This window comes from Bacillus sp. A260 (assembly GCF_009861435.1).
In the GTDB taxonomy this organism is placed as follows: Bacteria; Bacillota; Bacilli; order Bacillales; family Bacillaceae_G; genus Bacillus_A; species Bacillus_A cereus.
This window is the reverse complement of the sequence record NZ_CP046398.1, coordinates 2,762,088-2,781,418: the sequence shown is the minus strand read 5'-3', so window position 1 is coordinate 2,781,418 and position 19,331 is coordinate 2,762,088. Positions and strand designations below refer to the sequence as shown.

The following is a 19,331-nucleotide window of genomic DNA, read 5'->3' as shown; positions in this document are numbered from 1 at the left end:
AAATGGATATTTAATTATTAAATTACTCTTGCATATTTTGGAATATAATTATACAATATCGATATACGATGTATCGTGAGTCGATATATCATATATCGATGTATCGGAGGTAATTATAATGAATGCGAAGGCGCAAAAATATATTCCGTTAACTGAGGCGACATATTACATATTATTGTCACTCGTGAAGCCGTTGCATGGCTACGGAATTATGCAAATGGTAGAAGAGATGACAAATGGGGAAGTAAAGCTCGGCCCTGGTACTTTATATGGAAATACGACGAAATTACTAAAAGAGAAGTTAATTGTTGAAGTTGCCTCTACAGACAGAAAGAAGTGCTATGAGTTAACGCCGTTTGGGAGAGAAGTGTTAGAGCTCGAGTATAACAGATTGCAGAGATCTGTAAGGAATGGAAATAGTATATTAGGGGAGTGAATGAGAGATGGAGACAAAGAAGATATTCAAACCTTTCGCAGTATGGAGCTTAGAAAAAGAAGAAGCGTATTTACGTAAAATGCATCAACAAGGCTGGGCGTTACAAAAGTATAACGTAATGTATACGTTTAAGAAAACTGAGCCGAAAGATGTAGTATATAAAGCAGACTTTAGATTAGAGTATAAAGATTCGACAGAAAAACAAAAAGAATATATCCAAATATATGAAATGTGTGGCTGGAAACATGTAACGAGTTTTGCGAAGTGGAATTACTTTTGTAAAGAAGTAGAAGAGGTAAATGAGTTACCTGATATATATTCAGAGAAGGAAACGAGGATACAAAAACTTACTGAGTTGTTACAGTTTTTTGTAATTATGTTTGTAACAATAATGCCAGCGCTTTACTTATGTTTTCTTGGACCATCAGAATCTAGAATTCCTTATATATTTAAAGGCATGATAGGATTTATAGGTTGTATGTATTTGTATATATTTATTAATGTATATTGGAAGATTAAAAAGTTAAAAAATGAAATATTGTAACAAAGATTGGGTTTATTAAAGAAGATGGTTGTATATTGAATGGAAATCATCTTCTTTAATTTCTATATATCCTTGTTTTGTTGGGTATTTTTTATATAATAAAATATTGTATATTTAAGGCATAGAACTAACAGTTACAAAGATGATACCAGTAACAATACCTAAAAAAATCATAAATGAAGAAGTAATTAATAATAACGAACTAGCAATGAATATCACTTTATTAGATTTTTGTTTTTTATAAAGGAAATAAAGTAAAAGACCACAAATAGTAGAAAGTATCCATATAGCTAAACCGTAAGAACTCGAGATTTTCTTCCAATCGGAAATCCAAAAGTAAAAGATGATTATGTGACAAGTTAATAGTAGAAATGTTGATGGAAGCATTATCTTTTTATTTAAAATCATTTGTTTCACCTCCCTTATATAAATATTACTAAAATGGTGTGGAATTTAACATATAATAAGGAAGAAATACATTTTTAATTAACGTATTAAACGAAAAAATCCCTTATAGAAAAATCTATTTCTACAAGGGATAATCATATTTTTATTAGAAAGACTGATTTTGCGCAGGTTTAATAAATTGTTCAGGGTTTTCAACAAGTCCGCATACAGCACATTGGACACGGTATGTAGGTCCTTGATAAGCCATATGAAAAGCATTCATCGTTTCATTTGTGTATTCTTCTTCCACTTGACCAGTTTGTGGATTTATTTTGACTGGTTTTACTTGTTGCTCAAGAATATTAAAGCGAGTACGGTTCGTTTTACAACTTGGACATAGCATTGGTTCCATATGTATACACCTCCATTTGTATCATTTCTTAAAATCTTTAATTTTATGCAAGCAAAAAACTTTCTCAATATAAATAGGTGTTTAATGTATTTAAAATTCAGAAAAAATAAAATATAATAAAAGTACGAACTGGTTATGTCCAAACCAAATCTCCTGTTTTATGCCAATAAGCTGGGGGGCCGAGAAATCGGCCTCATTTTTTTTTGCTCATTACTACAAGGAACAAGGTTTTTATGAGACTTTTGTCGAAATTTTAGGGATAGATACAAAGGGGGATGTAAAATGAATTTGAAAATGAAGTACATCATTTTATATGTAGAAAAGTTTGAGGAATGTTTAAAGTTCTATAAAGATATTTTACAGTTACCTATAAAAGCAGAGCACGGCACATATATTGAATTTAATACTGGAACTACCATTTTAGCGATGAATACGCGGCAAGATGTGAAAGAATTAACAGGACTACCGCTTACAGAAGGTGAATTACAGTCTTCTCATTTCGAGTTAGGATTCGTTGTTGAGAATGTACAAGAAACGATTGAGCAATTTAGAGAGCAAGGTATTAAAATTTTAGTGGAGCCAATTGTAAAACCGTGGGGACAAACAATTGCCTACATTGCTGATCCAGATGGAAATTATATTGAAATTTGCAGTTCATTAGAATAGAGGGAGAAAGAGAGATGGGATTTCCGAAACTAGAAACAGAACGTTTATTCTTAAGAGAACTTACACTATTAGATGCAGAAACGATGTTCCAATATTTTTCGAAAGAATCAGTTATACGTTATTTCGGAATGGATTCTTTCCAAAATATTGAGCAAGCGAAAACAACGATTCAAACGTTCAAAAATCGTTATGAAGAGGGCAGTGTATTTCGCTGGGGAGTCGAGAAAAAAGGGACGGGCCAATTAATCGGAACGTGCGGATTTCATTTAATTAATAATCATCATAAACGAGCTGAAATTGGTTATGAATTAGATGATACATATTGGGGACAAGGATATGCATTGGAAGCATTACAAGCAATTTTAGCTTACGGATTTGAAATACTGCAACTAATAAGAATTGCAGCGATTGTATATGTAGAAAATAATGCTTCTCAAAAGTTATTAATAAAAGCAGGATTTCAAGAAGAAGGATTCCTTCGAAAACATATGATTCAAAATGGAGTTGCTCATGATACCATTTTATATTCTTTATTAAAAGAAGAGTGGAAGAAGTAATGAGTACAAACGAACTTATAACGATTATGAAGAAGCATAGGGAAAATAGATTCATTTTAGGTATAGATGGTTTAAGTCGATCTGGAAAAACAACATTCGTAGCCAATTTAAAAGAAAATATGAAACAAGAAGGCATTTCGTTTCGTATTTTCCATATTGATGATCATATAGTGGAGCGTAATAAACGATATCATACTGGATATGAAGAATGGTATGAGTATTATTATTTACAATGGGACATTGAATGGCTAAGGCGGAAATTTTTTCAAAAGCTACAACATGAAACAAAATTGAAATTACCTTTCTTTCATGAAGAAACAGATATATGTGAAATGGAAAAAGTACAGATTCCTATTGTAGGCGTAATTGTTATTGAAGGAGTTTTTCTGCAGCGAAAAGAATGGAGAGATTTTTTTCATTATATGGTCTATTTGGACTGTCCAAGAGAGACAAGGTTTCTACGTGAGAGTGAAAAAACGCAGAAAAACCTTTCAAAGTTTGAAAATAGGTATTGGAAAGCAGAGGATTATTACTTAAAAACGGAATTGCCGAGGGATAGGGCGGATTTAGTCATTGAATGATTTGAAAATAGAAGGTGAATAGAATGAATATTTTATGGGATTTTGATGGGACGTTATTTGATACGTATCCTGCATATACAATGATGCTTTCTGAAATATTAGGTGATTCAGTAGAAAAACAAGAAATATACAAAAACTTAAAAATATCATACTCTCATGCAATTCAGTATTATAATATTTCATGTGAGCAGGAAGAAAAGATTAAAGTTTTGAAGGGGAAATTCACGCCAAAAGATATGAAACCTTTTGCAGGTGTCGAAGAGGTTTTGAAATTTGCAGATAAAAATGTGATTATGACCCATAAACATAGGGCTGGGGTTATGGACATTTTAAAATATTACGGCTGGGAAAAGTACTTTGTAGATATGGTTACAATTGACGATGGCTTTCCCCGAAAGCCCAACTCTTTAGCTTATAATCATTTACATAAAAAACATAATATTGATTTAGCTATTGGAGATAGAGAGTTAGATTTAATACCCGCAAAAGAATTAGGTATTTCAACATGTATGTTTCAAGGTAATTGTGATGTAGTGGATTATTCTTTATTACAATACTCGGAGTTTTTTAAGGTAGTGATTGATAGAGAGTTTTCTTTATAAAAAAAGTTATTAATAAAGACTGTATCTTTCATTTTAAAGGTACAGTCTTTATTTTTTAGAACTCTTTCATTTTATTCCGCATTAACGGGTAGCCCGATTGGTTCAACTAATAATCAGTGGAGGGTGAACAAAACCTCCACTGATTAAAGTTTCACTTTATTTTCTGTATATAATAATTACTAGAGGTTAAAGAATGATTGTCCATCTTTATTAAGGAAGTAGCCAGGTTAATTGTTAGATAGAAATAAACCGAAAGATAAAGTGATAGCGTCTACTTTATCTTTTTTATATTTTAACCAAATTATGGTTATTCATGTTAATATGAATTCATAGCTATATAGAAGGGGTGGGGTTAGTATGAAAACTGAAATAGTTCCTAAAAAGAAGTACAGTATAATAAGCTATGTATCTTTACTCATCGGCATTTTGTGTTTTCTATTCGTTTTTATAACGCCAACAAGGATAGCCAATGCAGGTAATATAGTTGGAGATTATATTACAATTGCCCTGACAGGTGTAGGTATCATACTTTCAATAATCACAATGACGAAAAGAACAGAGAAGAAGGGAATTGCTATTCTTTCATTAATACTGTCCTCATCATTTTTTATATTTTGGATCATAGCAATTATCCTATTGTTTACTGGTCAAATTAGTTTTGCACCGTAATGTGTAATAAAAAGAGTCCTTCTCGTATGAAGGACTCTTTTTACTCGGTATCTTCAGGTTGATATTCTAAAATATCCCCCGGTTGGCATTCTAATGCTTTACATATTGCTTCTAAAGTTGAAAAACGGACTGCTTTTGCTTTTCCATTTTTCAAGATAGAAAGGTTAGCCATTGTAATTCCAACCTTCTCCGAAAGCTCTGTTACACTCATTTTTCTTTTCGCTAACATTACATCAATATTAATAATAATTGCCATATTATTCACCTCAGACCGTTAAATCATTTTCTGCTTTTATATCTATAGCATCTTTTAATAGTCTTTGGAGAACGGCAGCAAAGACCGCGATTACCATTGAAGCAAAAATCATAATCATTCCGATAATAATAATGCCAGGGGCGTCATCTCTCTCTGCCACGAGATAGAAAAGTGGCATACTTAATACATATAATACACTAATTGCCAATGCGCTGTACTTAATATTTTTTAAAGCTTGAACAGATAACTCTGAGAATGCTTTATTTTTATCAATATAGTTTAAAAGCTTAAATGTTTGGTACAGTGCGAAGTAATAAGGTATTGCTGTTGCATATAAATTGATAAATACAAGATATTTAATATATGCAATATCTGGATATAATTCTGCAGCGAAAGCTCCTATTTTAGGGACTAAAAAAATGCACATAGCAAGAACGGGGATTCCGATCAGAATCACAACGGTCTTTAAAAAGAGTGTGGATCCTTGTTTCATAAAAAGCACCTCATTTATTTAATATCTTATTAATTTAACACGAAATTTATTGTTTAACAATAAATTTTTATTTATTTTGATCGAGGATTTATTGTTAAACAAGTAATTAATGAAAAGGATGTTAAATCTTTTTTATAAGATAGATGATACATACCGATATTTAATAAAGGAAAGAAAGGGAAAGTAACTATTGTTAGCTTTATGAGAATTGGGAACTAATAAAACATATGTAGGTTTTGGTATGGAAAAGGAAATAGTGTGTATTTAAAATGAATGCAAAGTTTATGGAGGAACAATCATGTTGAATTATGGTGTGAAGATGAAAAAGTTGCTATTAGTGGCAGCTATAATAGTAAGCGTATTAAGTACGGAAAGTATGATGAATTATCATGCGGCCAAAGCTAAGGTGAAAAAAATAGAACACCAGCCTAAAAATATAATTATGATGGTTATGGACGGAACGAGTTCAACGGCGACAACATTGGCTCGCTGGTATAAAGGGGCACCGCTTACGTTAGATCAAATTGTAACAGGAGGAGTTCGTACGTTTTCGGCGGAATCAGCTATTACAGACTCAGCGCCAGCAGCAACAGCATTAGCAACTGGAAATAAATCAAATTCAGGATATGTAGGTGTATTACCTTCTATTGTAAGTTCGCCTAGCTTAGAGCCAATAAAAGAAGAGGACAAGTTACGGCCGGTCGCAAACGTATTAGAGGGGGCAAAACGTACTGGTCGTGCAACTGGAATTGTTGCTACATCTGAAATTCAGCATGCTACTCCGGCGGGATTCTCGGCTCACCATGTCAATCGCAAGCAATTTGACGTAATTGCGAAGCAGCAAGTATATCAAAATATAGATGTCGTATTAGGCGGGGGAAAAGCAGCGCTGCTACCTATGCAAAGTAATGGAATCCGAAAAGATGGTGAAAATTTAGTGAAGGTGATTCAGGACAAAGGATACGATTTCGTTGAAACGAAAGATGCGTTATTGAACTCCAAATCTAATAAAATTTGGGGCTCTTTCTCACATCATGCTCTTGCGTTTGATATGGATCGTATAGCAATAAACCCAGAACAACCAACACTTTCTCAAATGACAGAAAAAGCAATTCAAACATTATCAAAAGATAAAGATGGCTTCTTTTTATTCATAGAAGGTAGTAAGCCTGATTGGGCAGCCCATGCTAATGATCCAATTGGGATGATTAGTGATATATTGGCATTTGATGAAGCGGTAGCAAAGGCGTTACAATTTGCGAAGAAAGATGGGGATACGATGCTCATCGCTTTAACTGATCATGGTAACAGCGGCATCTCTATAGGGAATAGGAATACGACAAAAGGATACAATACTACACCGGTTTCTGCATACATTGATCCATTGAAAAAGGCGAAAATGACACTTGAAGGAACTATAAATAAACTGAAATCTGATTTATCAAATGTAGAAGATGTAGCTAAACTATACGGTTTGGATAATCTAACTCATGATGAAAAAGAAAAATTAAAAGCGGCAAAAAAGAAAATGGATGTAGGACGAATTCTTACTACATTATTGGCTAATCGTGCAAATATCGGCTTTACGACAGGAGGACATACAGGTGAGGATGTATTCTTACATTCTTATGGACCTCAAAAACCAGAAGGCTTAATCCAAAATACAGACATTGCGAAGACGATGGCGAAAGCGATGGGCTTTAACTTAGAAGAAGTAACGAATAAAATATTTTTAGAGAGTGAACAAGCCTTTAAGAAAATCGGTGCAACTGTAACAGCCGACAAAACCGAAGGAGCAAACCCGTTACTCGTAGTAAAACATAATAAAGTAGAAGCACAATTATTTGGTAACAAAAATATAATTCGTATCAATGGTAAAGGGTATGAATTAAAAAGTATTATTGTAGAGAGTAATGGAAAGTGCTATGTACCAGAAGAAGCAATTCAACTATTTGTAGAGCATTCTCGTTAAAAAATTGCCAACCAGTTAAGCTAACTGGTGGCAATTTTTTGTGTTTATTCTAAATATAAGGGTTCGGATTGTTTTGGAAAGTTTTCCAGATGAGACTTGTATAAATGTGAAAGGGGAGTTATATTTTTTCTTACATTAAAAAATTTCGTTTTGTAGAATAGAGAATTTATACATATAGTAAAGTCTAATGTGTTATCAATTAATATTTACGAAAAATATATTAATACTTTAGAATTTCTTTAATTTTCATTATTTTTTATTTAAGGTTATCCGTTATATTTATAATGTATTTATTTCAATTTATTGTATTTCAGCGCAGTTTTATATAATTATAAAGCAATCATCAAAATAAAATCTCCACTAGAGTAAATTTATTATTTTTTTTGCGAAAATTATTATGCAGCTAAGAAAACTGTAGTTTATTGAATTAGAAATATATTAGAATTTAGTTGAAGAAAGAGAGAGGGAATAAAATGAATATAGTGCACTTACGTCCTAAACAGCGGTCTAAGTATCGCATTATGCTAGGGAAGTGGTATTACTCTACAAAGAGGTACATTCAGTGGTTAGCAGACGGAAAAACATATGCAAAAAGGTTCCAACAAGAAAAGCTACCTTGTACAGCAATTCAGCACCAAACGATATTACTTCGTAAGCTCAAAGATGTAGATATGTGGTATCAACAGAATAAGGTTGTTAATTTGAAAATTGCTGTTAAAAAACTAAATGATATCGTCATTAGACCGGGAGAAACATTTTCTTACTGGCGTTTAATAGGTAAGCCAACGAAGAAAAAAGGGTATGTAGAAGGTATGGTATTACACTACGGATCTTTTCAAACAGGTATTGGAGGAGGTCTTTGTCAGCTTTCGAATTTAATATATTGGATGACTTTACATACACCACTGACAGTAACCGAACGATATCGTCATAGCTTTGATGTCTTTCCTGATTCTAGGCGAACTCAACCGTTTGGGAGTGGGGCGACTTGTTCTTATAACTATTTGGATTTACAAATTAAAAATGAAACGGACCAACCGTATCAACTTCACCTTTATATGACAGATGAACATTTAGTTGGTGAATGGAGAACAGTCTATCCGCAACTTTATCAATATGAAGTGTATGAGAAAGAACACTCAATTCAACCTGCATACTGGGGCGGTTATATACGACATAATGTGATTCAACGTAAAGTATATAATCTACAGAAACAGTTAATAGAAGATCAATATGTAACAGAGAATCACGCTATAATGATGTACGAACCACTATTAGCTTGTAATAATGAGAATAGTGAGTAATATGGTAACCTATAGATTAAATAGTATAGAATATTTAATTCTTATTTTTACTAAAAAAGTTCACTGTTATTTATAGGTGAGTTTGTTTTTCTATTGTATGTATTTCACCCTTCATAAAAAATATTTCTCAACATTTTATTTGTTGAAAAAGATTGAATATTCGTATTATAACGAATATTATGTTGTTATCGGCAAAAAACGATAATTTGCAGACACTGGGGAGGAAATACATTGAAAAAGAAAAAGAAATTAAAACCATTAGCGGTATTAACAACAGCAGCAGTACTAAGTAGTACGTTTGCTTTTGGAGGTCACGCAGCGCATGCTGAGACACCAACATCATCTCTACCAATAGATGAGCACTTAATACCGGAGGAGCGCTTGGCTGAAGCGCTAAAACAACGGGGGGTAATTGGTCAATCTGCATCGCAAGCTGAGACGTCAAAGGCTGTCGAAAAATATGTTGAGAAAAAGAAAGGGGAAAACCCTGGGAAAGAAATTTTAACAGGAGATAGTCTTACGCAAGAAGCTTCTGATTTTATGAAAAAAGTAAAAGATGCAAAAATGAAGGAAAATGAACAGGCGCAGCAGCCTGAAGTAGGCCCAGTAGCTGGACAAGGTGCAGCATTGAACCCTGGGAAATTAAATGGAAAAGTACCTACTACATCAGCGAAGCAAGAAGAATACAATGGAGCTGTTCGAAAAGATAAAGTACTTGTTTTACTTGTAGAATTTAGCGATTTTAAGCATAACAATATTGATCAAGAGCCAGGATACATGTATTCTAAAGACTTTAATCGTGAACATTATCAAAAAATGTTATTTGGTGATGAACCATTTACTTTATTTGATGGATCGAAGATTAACACATTTAAGCAATATTATGAAGAACAATCTGGTGGTAGCTACACAGTTGATGGGACTGTAACAGAATGGCTTACTGTTCCAGGAAAAGCATCAGATTATGGTGCTGATGCGGGTACTGGGCATGATAACAAGGGGCCTTTAGGACCAAAAGATTTTGTGAAAGAAGCATTAAAAGCAGCGGTAGCAAAAGGAATCAATTTAGCAGACTATGACCAATTTGATCAATACGATCAAGATGGTGATGGAAATAAAAATGAGCCAGATGGCATTATTGATCATTTAATGGTTGTACATGCTGGCGTTGGTCAAGAAGCTGGCGGCGGTAAATTGAAAGATGATGCGATTTGGTCACATCGTTCAAAACTAGGTTCAAAACCATATGCAATTGATGGCACGAAATCTTCTGTTTCGAACTGGGGCGGAAAGATGGCTGCATATGATTATACAATCGAGCCTGAAGACGGGGCAGTTGGTGTGTTTGCACATGAGTATGGCCATGATTTAGGCTTACCAGATGAATATGATACAAAGTACTCAGGACAAGGTGAACCTGTTGAGTCATGGTCTATTATGAGTGGTGGTAGCTGGGCTGGAAAAATTGCAGGAACAGAGCCAACGAGTTTCTCACCACAAAATAAAGAATTTTTCCAAAAGAATATGAAGGGGAACTGGGCGAATATCCTTGAAGTAGATTATGACAAACTTAGCAAAGGAATCGGTGTTGCGACATATGTAGATCAAAGTACTACAAAATCTAAACGACCTGGAATCGTTCGTGTTAACTTGCCGGACAAAGATATAAAAAATATCGAATCAGCGTTTGGTAAGAAGTTCTATTACAGTACAAAAGGAAATGACATTCATACAACACTTGAGACACCAGTATTTGACTTAACAAATGCAAAGGATGCTAAGTTCGATTATAAGGCATTTTACGAACTTGAAGCGAAGTATGATTTCCTTGACGTATATGCGATTGCAGAAGATGGAACGAAGACACGCATTGATAGAATGGGCGAAAAAGATGTAAAAGGCGGCGCGGATACAACTGATGGTAAGTGGGTTGATAAATCATACGATTTAAGCCAATTCAAAGGAAAAAAAGTAAAACTGCAATTTGAGTACTTAACAGATATTGCAGTAGCTTATAAAGGGTTTGCGTTAGATAATGCAGCATTAACTGTAGATGGAAAAGTTGTTTTCTCTGATGATGCAGAAGGTCAGCCAGCAATGACGTTAAAAGGCTTTACTGTGTCTAACGGATTTGAACAGAAAAAACATAATTACTATGTAGAGTGGAGAAATTACGCTGGTTCTGACACTGCGTTACAACATGCACGTGGCCCAGTATTTAATACAGGAATGGTTGTATGGTATGCGGATCAAAGCTTTACAGATAACTGGGTAGGCGTTCATCCAGGTGAAGGGTTCTTAGGAGTAGTAGATTCTCATCCAGAGGCAATTGTAGGGACATTAAACGGACAACCTACTGTGAAGAGCAGTACGCGTTACCAAATTGCCGATGCGGCATTCTCATTTGATCAAACACCAGCATGGAAAGTAAATTCACCAACTCGCGGTATCTTCGATTATAAAGGATTACCAGGAGTGGCAAAATTTGATGATTCTAAGCAATACATCAACAGCATTATTCCTGATGCAGGACGTAAGTTACCGAAACTAGGACTGAAGTTTGAAGTGGTAGGCCAAGCTGAAGACAAGTCTGCAGGTGCAGTGTGGCTTCATCGATAAAATAAGGTAAAACGAAGAGGAGCTGCGATAAGTCGGTGAAACTGACTTATCGCAGCTTTTTTCTTCTTGTGAAAAAACTTGCTGTTTTTTTATGTACTTATTGGAAAAATTCGAAGTTTCTTTTATAAATAAAATACTCCGCCTGTCCAATTATAGAAGCTATTTTGGGCGTAAGTAATTTGTAAGTAATGAGTAAGAAAAAAGAGATTTTCATAGTATATAATATTTATTATAGCTACTTTTAACACCTGATACTAATAGTGTGCTATAATATGAATTAGCAACAAAAAGGAAAGGAATTAGAACAATGACCTTAGAAAATACTAAAAATTTAAAAAAACAAGTTGCTCCTTTTGAAAAATCAACGATTAAAAAAAGTGTTTGGCAACTGATCAACACAATCGTGCCATTTATTATTTTATGGTACCTTGCTTATAAAAGTTTGTCAGTTTCTTATTGGTTAACATTAGTTCCAGCACTGTTAGCCGCTGGATTTATGACAAGAATTTTCATTATTTTTCATGATTGCACCCATTATTCGTTCTTTAAAAGTCGACGTGCAAATAGAATAGTTGGAACGTGTATGGGTGTTTTAACATTATTCCCATTTGATCAGTGGGGGCATGAACATTCTATTCACCACGCTACGAGTGGTAATTTGGATAAGAGGGGTACAGGGGATATTTGGACGCTTACAGTTGATGAATATGTAGCTGCACCATTTAGACTTCGTTTAGCATATCGCTTATATCGCAATCCATTCGTTATGTTTGGATTAGGTCCGATTTATGTTTTCTTGCTTAAAAATAGATTTAACCGAAAAGGTGCAAGGCAGAAAGAACGTATGAATACTTATTTGACGAATATTATAATTGTTGCTGTAGTAGCTATACTTTGCTGGGCAATTGGGTGGCAATCGTTTCTGTTAGTACATGGTACTATATTCTTAATAGCAGGTTCAGTAGGGATTTGGCTGTTTTACGTACAGCACACATTTGAGGATTCTTATTTTGAAGAGGATAAAGATTGGGAATATGTGAAAGCGGCAGTGGAAGGAAGTTCTTTTTATAAGCTTCCTAAAATTTTGCAATTCTTAACTGGTAATATTGGATTCCATCATGTTCACCATTTAAGCCCAAGGGTACCTAACTATAAACTAGAAGAGGCACACAATAATACGCTTCCGTTAAAAAATGTACCAACGATTACGCTTGCTACAAGCTTACAATCACTACGTTTCCGTCTTTGGGATGAGAAAAGTAACAATTTTGTTAGCTTTAAAGATGTCAAAAATATAATTAAAAATAATGTTTCTGTTCGAGTGAAATCTGAACTATAATTGCATCGTATATAAAACTCCCCTTAATCATTTTCGATTTAAGGGGAGTTTGTGTTTAAAGAGTAGATGCCAGATAAGAGGAAAATTTACATAATTCAAATTGTAATTGAAGCAGATTAGGAATTGCTCGTACGTAAGTACAAATATAAGATGACAGTAAATGCATTATGTTAACAAATTCATAGTAAAAGGGGGGATCGTACAACATTATATCCAAAAATAAGAAAAGACTTGAACGAAAATTCCATTCATTTTTCTTGGTGTTCCGCATTCCATACACTTAAATAGGACGCATATTCTAATTCATCTGGATTCTCATGTAGCATAGAAATGAATTCTAATTTGTTTCCATCACAATCTAGAAAGTATACACTTGCAGCAGGCACCCACCTTTGGACAATTGGCTCTTGATTTCCTGTTCCTTGACTTCCTATCACTGCTATTCCACGTTCCTCTAACCACGCTTTAGAAGTCATTAAAAACTCTAAATTTACACCAAAAGCAAAATGTCTCGGCTCAAAGTCTTCAATGTTATGTACTTCCCATAGTCCAAGCATTTGTTGTTTATTTTCTCCGACCCAAAAGAAAGCCACTCTTCTTTTGGAGAGTTTTCTTGCTAACGTTAATCCTAGCTTGTTTTGATAGAAATTTATTGCCTTCTCTAAATTTCTTACATGTAAATGAGTTTCGTATATGTTCTGTATTATTATGATCATTCCTTTCTTTCTTTATTGGTAACTACCAATTGAATAGTGAATATAATTCTAAAGTTGAAATATGTATAAGCCTAGTAATGTACATCTATATCCGATATACCTATTTGCTATTATATTGAAATGTGATAAATCCCACTGAGGTAGTAAGTGTTTAAATGAACACTCTACTACTTTTGTAGGAAAGGGGATATATTCATTAAATTCAGATGAAATCATATTAAAATGATGAAAAAAGACCACACATGAAGTGAAACGCCATGTGTAGTCTTTTATGTATAGTCAAATATTACGAAGTCTCGCTAATTTTAGTTTCACTATGAGTGTTAGTAGAATTTCTTTTCTTAACTTTAAAGTGATAGTAAGTGTAGCAAAAGATGATAAATGGGACAGTGCAATAGATTCCAAGTCGTTGTTCTGGGATAAAAATAAGACTGATTAATATAATGCCATACAATCCAAAACCAAGAATTGGTACGAGTGGATAAAGTGGCGTTTTAAATTTTAAGTCTTCTAATTTTCCGCCGTCTGCTAAATAATGTTTGCGGAAAAAGAATTGAGAAACACAAATTGACATCCAAACAATAATGGTAATGACTCCGGAAATTGAAATGAGCCACAAGTAAACAGTTTCAGCAGCTACTACACTTGTCAAAAGAGAAAAAGCAGAAATAGCTATTGTCATGATTAAAGCGTTGAGAGGAATCCCACGTGATGATAATTTCTTTAAAAATGCTGGAGCCATTTCGTTTTTTGATAAAGACCAAAGCATTCGAGTAGCAGCGTATAGTCCTGAGTTTGCGACAGAAAGAACAGCAGTAAGAATAACAAAGTTCATAATATCAGCTGCATATGGAATACCGATATTATCAAAAACAGCAACGAATGGACTCTTTGTTAATCCAGCTTCTTCCCAAGGAATTAAAGCAACAAGAACAAAGATTGCTAAGACGAAGAAAAACATTGTGCGCCATATAATATTTCTAATAGAACGAGGTAAAGTTTTTGCTGGATCTTCACTTTCACCTGCTGCGATTCCGACAAGCTCTGTACCTTGGAAGGAATAATTGACTGTAACCATTGTTAATAGAATAGCTGCAAGTCCATTCGGAAATAAACCACCATGATTTACGAAATTTGAAAGAAGTGGAGCTGGTTCATCGCCTTTTAAATCAATAAAACCGAACATAGCGGCGCCACCAAGAATTATAAAAGCTATAATGGCAGATACTTTTATACTTGAAAACCAAAATTCTGTTTCTGCATAACTACGAGCAGATAATGCGTTAATAGTGAAGATGGTAACGCCAAATATTAAACACCAAACCCAAACAGGAATATCAGGAAACCAGCGCTGCATTGTAATACCGGCAGTTGTAAATTCAAGACCGGTCGTATTCGCCCAGCTTAACCAATACAACCATCCGATTGTAAAGCCAGTTGCAGGATTGATGAATTTAGTAGCATATTCCTGAAAAGAACCTGAAACAGGCATGGCTACAGCAAGTTCACCAAGACATAGCATAACGAAATACATTAATAATCCACCAGCAATAAAGGCAAGTACGGATCCACCAGGTCCAGCCTGACTTATAATAAAGCCAGATCCGTTAAATAACCCGGTTCCAATCACACCACCGAGTGCAATCATGAATAAGTGTCTACTTTTCATCGTACGTTTTAATTCATTGTTTGTATTGCTTACTTGCGCCATTGTTTTCCTCACTTTCGTAGTTGATAGAATAACGTTTGATGTTTTTCCGTATTATGGAATGTATTCCGTGATGTGAAATCTTGTTATAATTTTCAGATAATTAAAAAGAAAAGTCAATATTTTTTTGTTTGCGTTTTCAATTCGTTGTTAGTGATATGTTTTTATTGTTAGAAAATTAAATAAATAGATTGATTTCATTTCGAATGTTTGCTAAATTGATAGTTAATTAAGCGTACTAACATATTACGAGTAAAGTTGAGGCGAGTTATGGTACAGTCCATTGATCGAGCGATAAGTATTATTAAATTATTGAATTCTACAAATGAAAAAGAGTATTGGGCTATTTCTGATATAGCTGATGGAACACATCTCCCGGTTAGTACAGTACATAGATTACTTAACTCTCTAATGGAGCATGGGTTAGTTACACAAATTACAGAGACAAAACAGTACAAAATTGGACCAATGTGGATGGAAATAGGGTTGCGTCAATTGGAGAAGGTAGACTATAGATCTGTTGCGAGAGAAGTGATGAAACGTTTGGCTTCTGAAGTGGAAGAAAGTGTCTATTTGAATATTCCAAACGGAACACATTCTATTATCATTGAAAGAATTGATAGTCCTTTAAAAATTCGAGTTATCGATAATCTAGGAGAACAAATTCCACTTTCAATTGGTGCTGCAAATAAAACGATGCTTGCCAATATGAAAACGAATGAAATGGAACATATTGTAGAGTATTTACTTCCTTCATTACCAGAACAAAAGCAAATTCTTCTTAATCAAATAAAGCAAATAAAAAATGAAGGATATGCTGTCAGTTATGGTGAAAAAACAGAAGGGACAGCTTCAGTAGCTGCACCTATTATCGGATTTAATCATAAAGTAGTAGGAGCATTAAGTGTTGGGTTAATTAGTCATCGTATTAATGATGATCGACTATCTTTTCTTATTAGCAAGGTAAAACAAGCGGCTCATGAAATATCAATAAAAATCGGCAGTACATCAGAACTATAATTTTGATAGCTGTCGTCATTTTTTATTCATATACTGGAATTAGTTTTCATAATGCGGAAAATAGGGGGATTTATATGTCAAAGTGGCAATCAAAAGAACAATTGGTTCAATTATTAAGCAGTCTTGTTGAAATTCCTAGTATTACCGGTTCAGAAGCTGAAGTAATATTGCCAGACTTTGTTGTGGAACAATTATCTGACTTACAGTATTTCAAACAAAACCCGCACCATTTGCAAAAAAATCCGACAGGGGACGGACGATATTTTGTTACAGCACTAGTAAAGAAAAGCGATAGTACAAAAAATACTGTAATTCTAGTAAGTCACTTTGATGTTGTAGATGTACAAGATTACGGAATGTGGAAAGAAGATGCATTTAATCCTAAAAAGTTAACATCTATGTTTTATTCTCATAAAGATGAACTTCCAGACCATGTACGTGAAGATATAGAACATGGAGAATGGCTGTTTGGTAGAGGAACAATGGATATGAAATGCGGCCTCGCATTACAAATGGCAATGATTGAGCAAGCTTGCGAAGAAAGATTTGATGGGAATGTTCTTTTATTGGCTGTACCAGATGAAGAAGTAAACTCTGTAGGGATGAGAGCTGCTGTTCCAAGATTACTAGAGTTAGCAAGAGAACATGATTTAGAGTATAAAACGGTACTAAACTCAGAGCCTATGTTTTCAAGACATCCTGGTGACCAAAATAAGTATATTTACACTGGCTCTATTGGTAAAGTGTTACCTGGTTTTCTTTGCTACGGAAAAGAGACACATGTAGGTGAACCTTTTGCAGGGTTAAATGGGAGTTATATGGCTTCATTAATAACAGCAGAATTAGAGTTAAACACAGACCTTTGTGATATTGTAGAAGGGGAAGCGAGTCCTCCGCCAACTAACTTACTTCAAAGGGACTTAAAAGAGGATTATTCTGTACAAATTCCGCATCGTGCAGTTACATTATTTAATTTGTTTTTATTAGAAAAATCAATGACAGATGTAGTTTCATTGTTACGTCAAAAAGTAACGAAAGTAGCAGAGAAAATAGAAGAGTCGTATGAAAAACATGCATATCGTTTTTCTAAATATAATCCATTTATACCACCTAATCTCAAAGTAAATGTATTAACTTATGAAGAGCTTATCACATATGCAATTGAGCAACATGGACGAGAAAAAATAAATCATATTCAATCTAATATTATAAAAAATAGAGGAGATAAAGATGATCGTGCGGTAACCATTGATTTAGTAGATAAATTAGCGATTTTATGTAAAGAAAAGGCACCGATGATTGTACTTTTCTTCGCTCCGCCGTACTATCCAGCTGTGAGTTCACGCAACAATCCTTTAATAAAAGAGGTAGTTGTAGAAATGGAAAAGTATGCACACTACAATCATAAAATTACATTTGAAAACCAAAATTATTTTGGGGGGATTTCAGATTTAAGTTATGTAGGCTTGCAGTATCCACTGGATTCAATGAGTTCGCTTGTAGACAATATGCCATTATGGGATAAAGGTTATTCAATTCCGCTTCAGGAATTAGAAGAGTTTGATGTTCCAGTATTAAATATGGGGCCGGTAGGAAAAGATGCACATCAATGGACAGAACGTCTAGATGTAAACTACGCATTTGAAACGCTATTAGATATGTTACCGAAGTGCATTGAAAAATTATTAGTTTCTAATAAAATTACACAATCATAGTAGGGAATAGGTAAGGGATAAAACAGAACCTGTAAAGAAGATTTGAATGAAATTATTTTAATATAATTAAAACTGAAACGACCAAACTCAATTATATATGAGTTTGGCCGTTTATCATGTAGTGAATTTCTAATTAAATTCATATGAATTCATAGCTAACGCGATCTCTTTTACAGTTTTACTTTTTAGTTTGACCAGATAGTTCAACAGACTTTTGCGTACAACGCTGCATAGCTGAAATAATCGCTGTTCTCAGTCCTTTTTCCTCCAATGTTGCTACAGCTTCTATTGTCGTTCCGCCAGGAGAACAAACCATATCTTTCAATTCACCTGGATGTATTCCTGTTTCTAGTACCATTTTTGCAGAGCCTAACACAGCTTGAGCAGCGAATTTATATGCTTGATTTCTTGGCATACCATCTAGTACAGCAGCATCTGCCATCGCTTCTATAATCATATATACATAAGCTGGTGAAGAACCACTTACGGATGTGACAACATCCATTAATTTTTCACTTACGATCTCTGTTTGACCAAAACTATTGAAAATGTTTAGTACATCTTCTAAATCTTTTTCTGTCACCATTTCATTCGGGCATAATGCAGACATTCCTTCTCCAACAAGAGCAGGAGTATTAGGCATTACCCTTACAACCTTTACTTTTTTATTAAAGGCATTTTCAGTACTTTCAATACTTTTCCCAGCAGCGATCGTAACGATGATAGCATCGTTTTTGATTATTTCTTTTATTTCATTAATTATTGACGCGTATAGGTCTGGTTTGATTGATAAAATTAAAATATCAGCATTTTTAGCTACTTCATTGTTGTCGGTAGTTGTAGTTAGCCCATATTTTTCACTAGCATTTTTTAAATTAGCAGTGTTTAAATCTGAACAAATAATTTGATTTGAAGACACTATATTTTTGTTTATCATTCCGCCAATCATAGCCATTCCCATATTTCCGCAACCGATGAATCCAATTTGTTTATCCATAATAACTCAATCTTGCTCCTTTTATAATCAATTATATCGGTTTGATATTATTTTCTTAGAATAAGAATAACATCCCTGTGCAATATAAAGAAACATTCTAAGAGAATATATTCCTTTTTGCAACACTAAAAGATAAAAATTAATTATATTCGACATTATGTAAATATATACACTATAATGTAAGGTTTTATGTTTATGAATATGAGTTAAACTTATATCATTTTGTATTTTCATTCAGTAGGGCGATAATTTCATACAAATAACTTGCGGCTCTATTTATTTTTAAAAATACCTCTTGACACCGAATCGAACTATATCGCATAATATAAAAAAATTAG

At 33.9% G+C, this 19,331-nt stretch carries 20 protein-coding genes; 13 read left to right on the top strand and 7 right to left on the bottom strand.

All coding sequences use genetic code 11. The annotated features are described in order from the left end of the window. Window positions 1–118 precede the first annotated feature (118 nt). The gene (locus tag GD442_RS14100) at window positions 119–436 is read left to right on the top strand and encodes a PadR family transcriptional regulator (RefSeq protein WP_000991882.1); all 318 of its coding nucleotides are present in this window, start codon (window positions 119–121) and stop codon (window positions 434–436) included. A 7-nt stretch (window positions 437–443) separates the two neighbouring features. Continuing rightward, window positions 444–980 carry a DUF2812 domain-containing protein gene (locus tag GD442_RS14095; RefSeq protein ID WP_000448313.1) on the top strand — a complete coding sequence of 179 codons (537 nt, stop codon included), beginning with the start codon at window positions 444–446 and terminating at the stop codon, window positions 978–980. Between the two features lie 114 nt (window positions 981–1,094). On the opposite strand, the gene GD442_RS14090 is transcribed toward GD442_RS14095, so the two are convergent. Continuing rightward, window positions 1,095–1,388, bottom strand: a complete 294-nt coding sequence (locus tag GD442_RS14090; protein WP_000602672.1) for a hypothetical protein — start codon at window positions 1,386–1,388, stop codon at window positions 1,095–1,097. 145 nt (window positions 1,389–1,533) lie between these two features. Then, window positions 1,534–1,779: a hypothetical protein gene (locus GD442_RS14085; protein WP_000433602.1), complete on the bottom strand. Its 246-nt coding sequence runs from the start codon at window positions 1,777–1,779 to the stop codon at window positions 1,534–1,536. A 282-nt stretch (window positions 1,780–2,061) separates the two neighbouring features. Between GD442_RS14085 and GD442_RS14080 the strand changes: the two genes are divergently transcribed. From GD442_RS14080 to GD442_RS14060, 5 genes are all read left to right on the top strand, one after another. Further along, window positions 2,062–2,445, top strand: a complete 384-nt coding sequence (locus GD442_RS14080; RefSeq protein WP_001049849.1) for a glyoxalase/bleomycin resistance/dioxygenase family protein — start codon at window positions 2,062–2,064, stop codon at window positions 2,443–2,445. A gap of 14 nt (window positions 2,446–2,459) precedes the next feature. Continuing rightward, complete coding sequence (locus tag GD442_RS14075; protein WP_000506640.1) at window positions 2,460–3,002, top strand: GNAT family N-acetyltransferase; 543 nt, start codon at window positions 2,460–2,462, stop codon at window positions 3,000–3,002. Beyond that, window positions 3,002–3,583 carry a kinase gene (locus GD442_RS14070; protein WP_000106115.1) on the top strand — a complete coding sequence of 194 codons (582 nt, stop codon included), beginning with the start codon at window positions 3,002–3,004 and terminating at the stop codon, window positions 3,581–3,583. The genes GD442_RS14075 and GD442_RS14070 overlap by 1 nt, the downstream gene beginning before the upstream one ends. Window positions 3,584–3,606: 23 nt before the next feature. Next, window positions 3,607–4,185, top strand: a complete 579-nt coding sequence (locus GD442_RS14065; RefSeq protein ID WP_001024240.1) for an HAD-IA family hydrolase — start codon at window positions 3,607–3,609, stop codon at window positions 4,183–4,185. Between the two features lie 357 nt (window positions 4,186–4,542). Next, window positions 4,543–4,854 (top strand): hypothetical protein, encoded by a 312-nt coding sequence (locus tag GD442_RS14060; RefSeq protein WP_000845558.1) that lies wholly within the window; start codon window positions 4,543–4,545, stop codon window positions 4,852–4,854. A gap of 40 nt (window positions 4,855–4,894) precedes the next feature. Here the strand turns inward: GD442_RS14060 and GD442_RS14055 are convergent, their stop codons facing one another. Beyond that, the gene (locus GD442_RS14055; protein ID WP_000974619.1) at window positions 4,895–5,110 is read right to left on the bottom strand and encodes a helix-turn-helix domain-containing protein; all 216 of its coding nucleotides are present in this window, start codon (window positions 5,108–5,110) and stop codon (window positions 4,895–4,897) included. A gap of 10 nt (window positions 5,111–5,120) precedes the next feature. Next, window positions 5,121–5,603 (bottom strand): DUF2975 domain-containing protein, encoded by a 483-nt coding sequence (locus tag GD442_RS14050; protein WP_000809112.1) that lies wholly within the window; start codon window positions 5,601–5,603, stop codon window positions 5,121–5,123. A gap of 298 nt (window positions 5,604–5,901) precedes the next feature. Here GD442_RS14050 and GD442_RS14045 point away from each other — a divergent pair, with 298 nt between their 5' ends. From GD442_RS14045 to desA, 4 genes are all read left to right on the top strand, one after another. After that, window positions 5,902–7,575: an alkaline phosphatase gene (locus GD442_RS14045; RefSeq protein ID WP_000935913.1), complete on the top strand. Its 1,674-nt coding sequence runs from the start codon at window positions 5,902–5,904 to the stop codon at window positions 7,573–7,575. Between the two features lie 473 nt (window positions 7,576–8,048). Further along, a complete protein-coding gene (locus GD442_RS14040) occupies window positions 8,049–8,879 on the top strand; it encodes a VanW family protein (protein WP_001028241.1) in 831 nt (276 codons plus the stop codon). Between the two features lie 231 nt (window positions 8,880–9,110). Then, the gene (locus GD442_RS14035) at window positions 9,111–11,498 is read left to right on the top strand and encodes an immune inhibitor A domain-containing protein (RefSeq protein WP_159365109.1); all 2,388 of its coding nucleotides are present in this window, start codon (window positions 9,111–9,113) and stop codon (window positions 11,496–11,498) included. Window positions 11,499–11,805: 307 nt separating this feature from the next. Beyond that, a complete protein-coding gene (gene desA, locus GD442_RS14030; protein ID WP_000171504.1) occupies window positions 11,806–12,837 on the top strand; it encodes a Delta(5) desaturase DesA in 1,032 nt (343 codons plus the stop codon). A gap of 248 nt (window positions 12,838–13,085) precedes the next feature. Here the strand turns inward: desA and GD442_RS14025 are convergent, their stop codons facing one another. Both GD442_RS14025 and GD442_RS14020 read right to left on the bottom strand, forming a co-directional pair. Then, a complete protein-coding gene (locus GD442_RS14025) occupies window positions 13,086–13,544 on the bottom strand; it encodes a VOC family protein (RefSeq protein ID WP_031312742.1) in 459 nt (152 codons plus the stop codon). A 295-nt stretch (window positions 13,545–13,839) separates the two neighbouring features. Further along, window positions 13,840–15,264: an amino acid permease gene (locus tag GD442_RS14020; protein ID WP_000079991.1), complete on the bottom strand. Its 1,425-nt coding sequence runs from the start codon at window positions 15,262–15,264 to the stop codon at window positions 13,840–13,842. A 267-nt stretch (window positions 15,265–15,531) separates the two neighbouring features. On the opposite strand from GD442_RS14020, the gene GD442_RS14015 reads away from it, so the two are divergent. Both GD442_RS14015 and GD442_RS14010 read left to right on the top strand, forming a co-directional pair. Next, window positions 15,532–16,281, top strand: a complete 750-nt coding sequence (locus GD442_RS14015) for an IclR family transcriptional regulator (protein ID WP_000250758.1) — start codon at window positions 15,532–15,534, stop codon at window positions 16,279–16,281. A 74-nt stretch (window positions 16,282–16,355) separates the two neighbouring features. After that, window positions 16,356–17,996 (top strand): M20/M25/M40 family metallo-hydrolase, encoded by a 1,641-nt coding sequence (locus GD442_RS14010; RefSeq protein WP_000049571.1) that lies wholly within the window; start codon window positions 16,356–16,358, stop codon window positions 17,994–17,996. 178 nt (window positions 17,997–18,174) lie between these two features. On the opposite strand, the gene proC is transcribed toward GD442_RS14010, so the two are convergent. After that, window positions 18,175–18,993, bottom strand: a complete 819-nt coding sequence (gene proC / locus GD442_RS14005) for a pyrroline-5-carboxylate reductase (RefSeq protein ID WP_000360723.1) — start codon at window positions 18,991–18,993, stop codon at window positions 18,175–18,177. Between the last annotated feature and the right edge of the window lie 338 nt (window positions 18,994–19,331).

Coding starts and splice junctions, on each gene's coding strand:
- GD442_RS14050 (WP_000809112.1), bottom strand. CDS start 5,603: ATGAAACAAGGATCCACACTCTTTTTAAAGACCGTTGTGATTCTGATC.
- desA (WP_000171504.1), top strand. CDS start 11,806: ATGACCTTAGAAAATACTAAAAATTTAAAAAAACAAGTTGCTCCTTTT.
- GD442_RS14010 (WP_000049571.1), top strand. CDS start 16,356: ATGTCAAAGTGGCAATCAAAAGAACAATTGGTTCAATTATTAAGCAGT.
- GD442_RS14055 (WP_000974619.1), bottom strand. CDS start 5,110: ATGGCAATTATTATTAATATTGATGTAATGTTAGCGAAAAGAAAAATG.
- GD442_RS14065 (WP_001024240.1), top strand. CDS start 3,607: ATGAATATTTTATGGGATTTTGATGGGACGTTATTTGATACGTATCCT.
- GD442_RS14090 (WP_000602672.1), bottom strand. CDS start 1,388: ATGATTTTAAATAAAAAGATAATGCTTCCATCAACATTTCTACTATTA.
- GD442_RS14020 (WP_000079991.1), bottom strand. CDS start 15,264: ATGGCGCAAGTAAGCAATACAAACAATGAATTAAAACGTACGATGAAA.
- GD442_RS14040 (WP_001028241.1), top strand. CDS start 8,049: ATGAATATAGTGCACTTACGTCCTAAACAGCGGTCTAAGTATCGCATT.
- GD442_RS14075 (WP_000506640.1), top strand. CDS start 2,460: ATGGGATTTCCGAAACTAGAAACAGAACGTTTATTCTTAAGAGAACTT.
- GD442_RS14060 (WP_000845558.1), top strand. CDS start 4,543: ATGAAAACTGAAATAGTTCCTAAAAAGAAGTACAGTATAATAAGCTAT.
- GD442_RS14045 (WP_000935913.1), top strand. CDS start 5,902: ATGTTGAATTATGGTGTGAAGATGAAAAAGTTGCTATTAGTGGCAGCT.
- GD442_RS14095 (WP_000448313.1), top strand. CDS start 444: ATGGAGACAAAGAAGATATTCAAACCTTTCGCAGTATGGAGCTTAGAA.
- GD442_RS14080 (WP_001049849.1), top strand. CDS start 2,062: ATGAATTTGAAAATGAAGTACATCATTTTATATGTAGAAAAGTTTGAG.
- GD442_RS14070 (WP_000106115.1), top strand. CDS start 3,002: ATGAGTACAAACGAACTTATAACGATTATGAAGAAGCATAGGGAAAAT.
- GD442_RS14100 (WP_000991882.1), top strand. CDS start 119: ATGAATGCGAAGGCGCAAAAATATATTCCGTTAACTGAGGCGACATAT.
- GD442_RS14085 (WP_000433602.1), bottom strand. CDS start 1,779: ATGGAACCAATGCTATGTCCAAGTTGTAAAACGAACCGTACTCGCTTT.
- proC (WP_000360723.1), bottom strand. CDS start 18,993: ATGGATAAACAAATTGGATTCATCGGTTGCGGAAATATGGGAATGGCT.
- GD442_RS14015 (WP_000250758.1), top strand. CDS start 15,532: ATGGTACAGTCCATTGATCGAGCGATAAGTATTATTAAATTATTGAAT.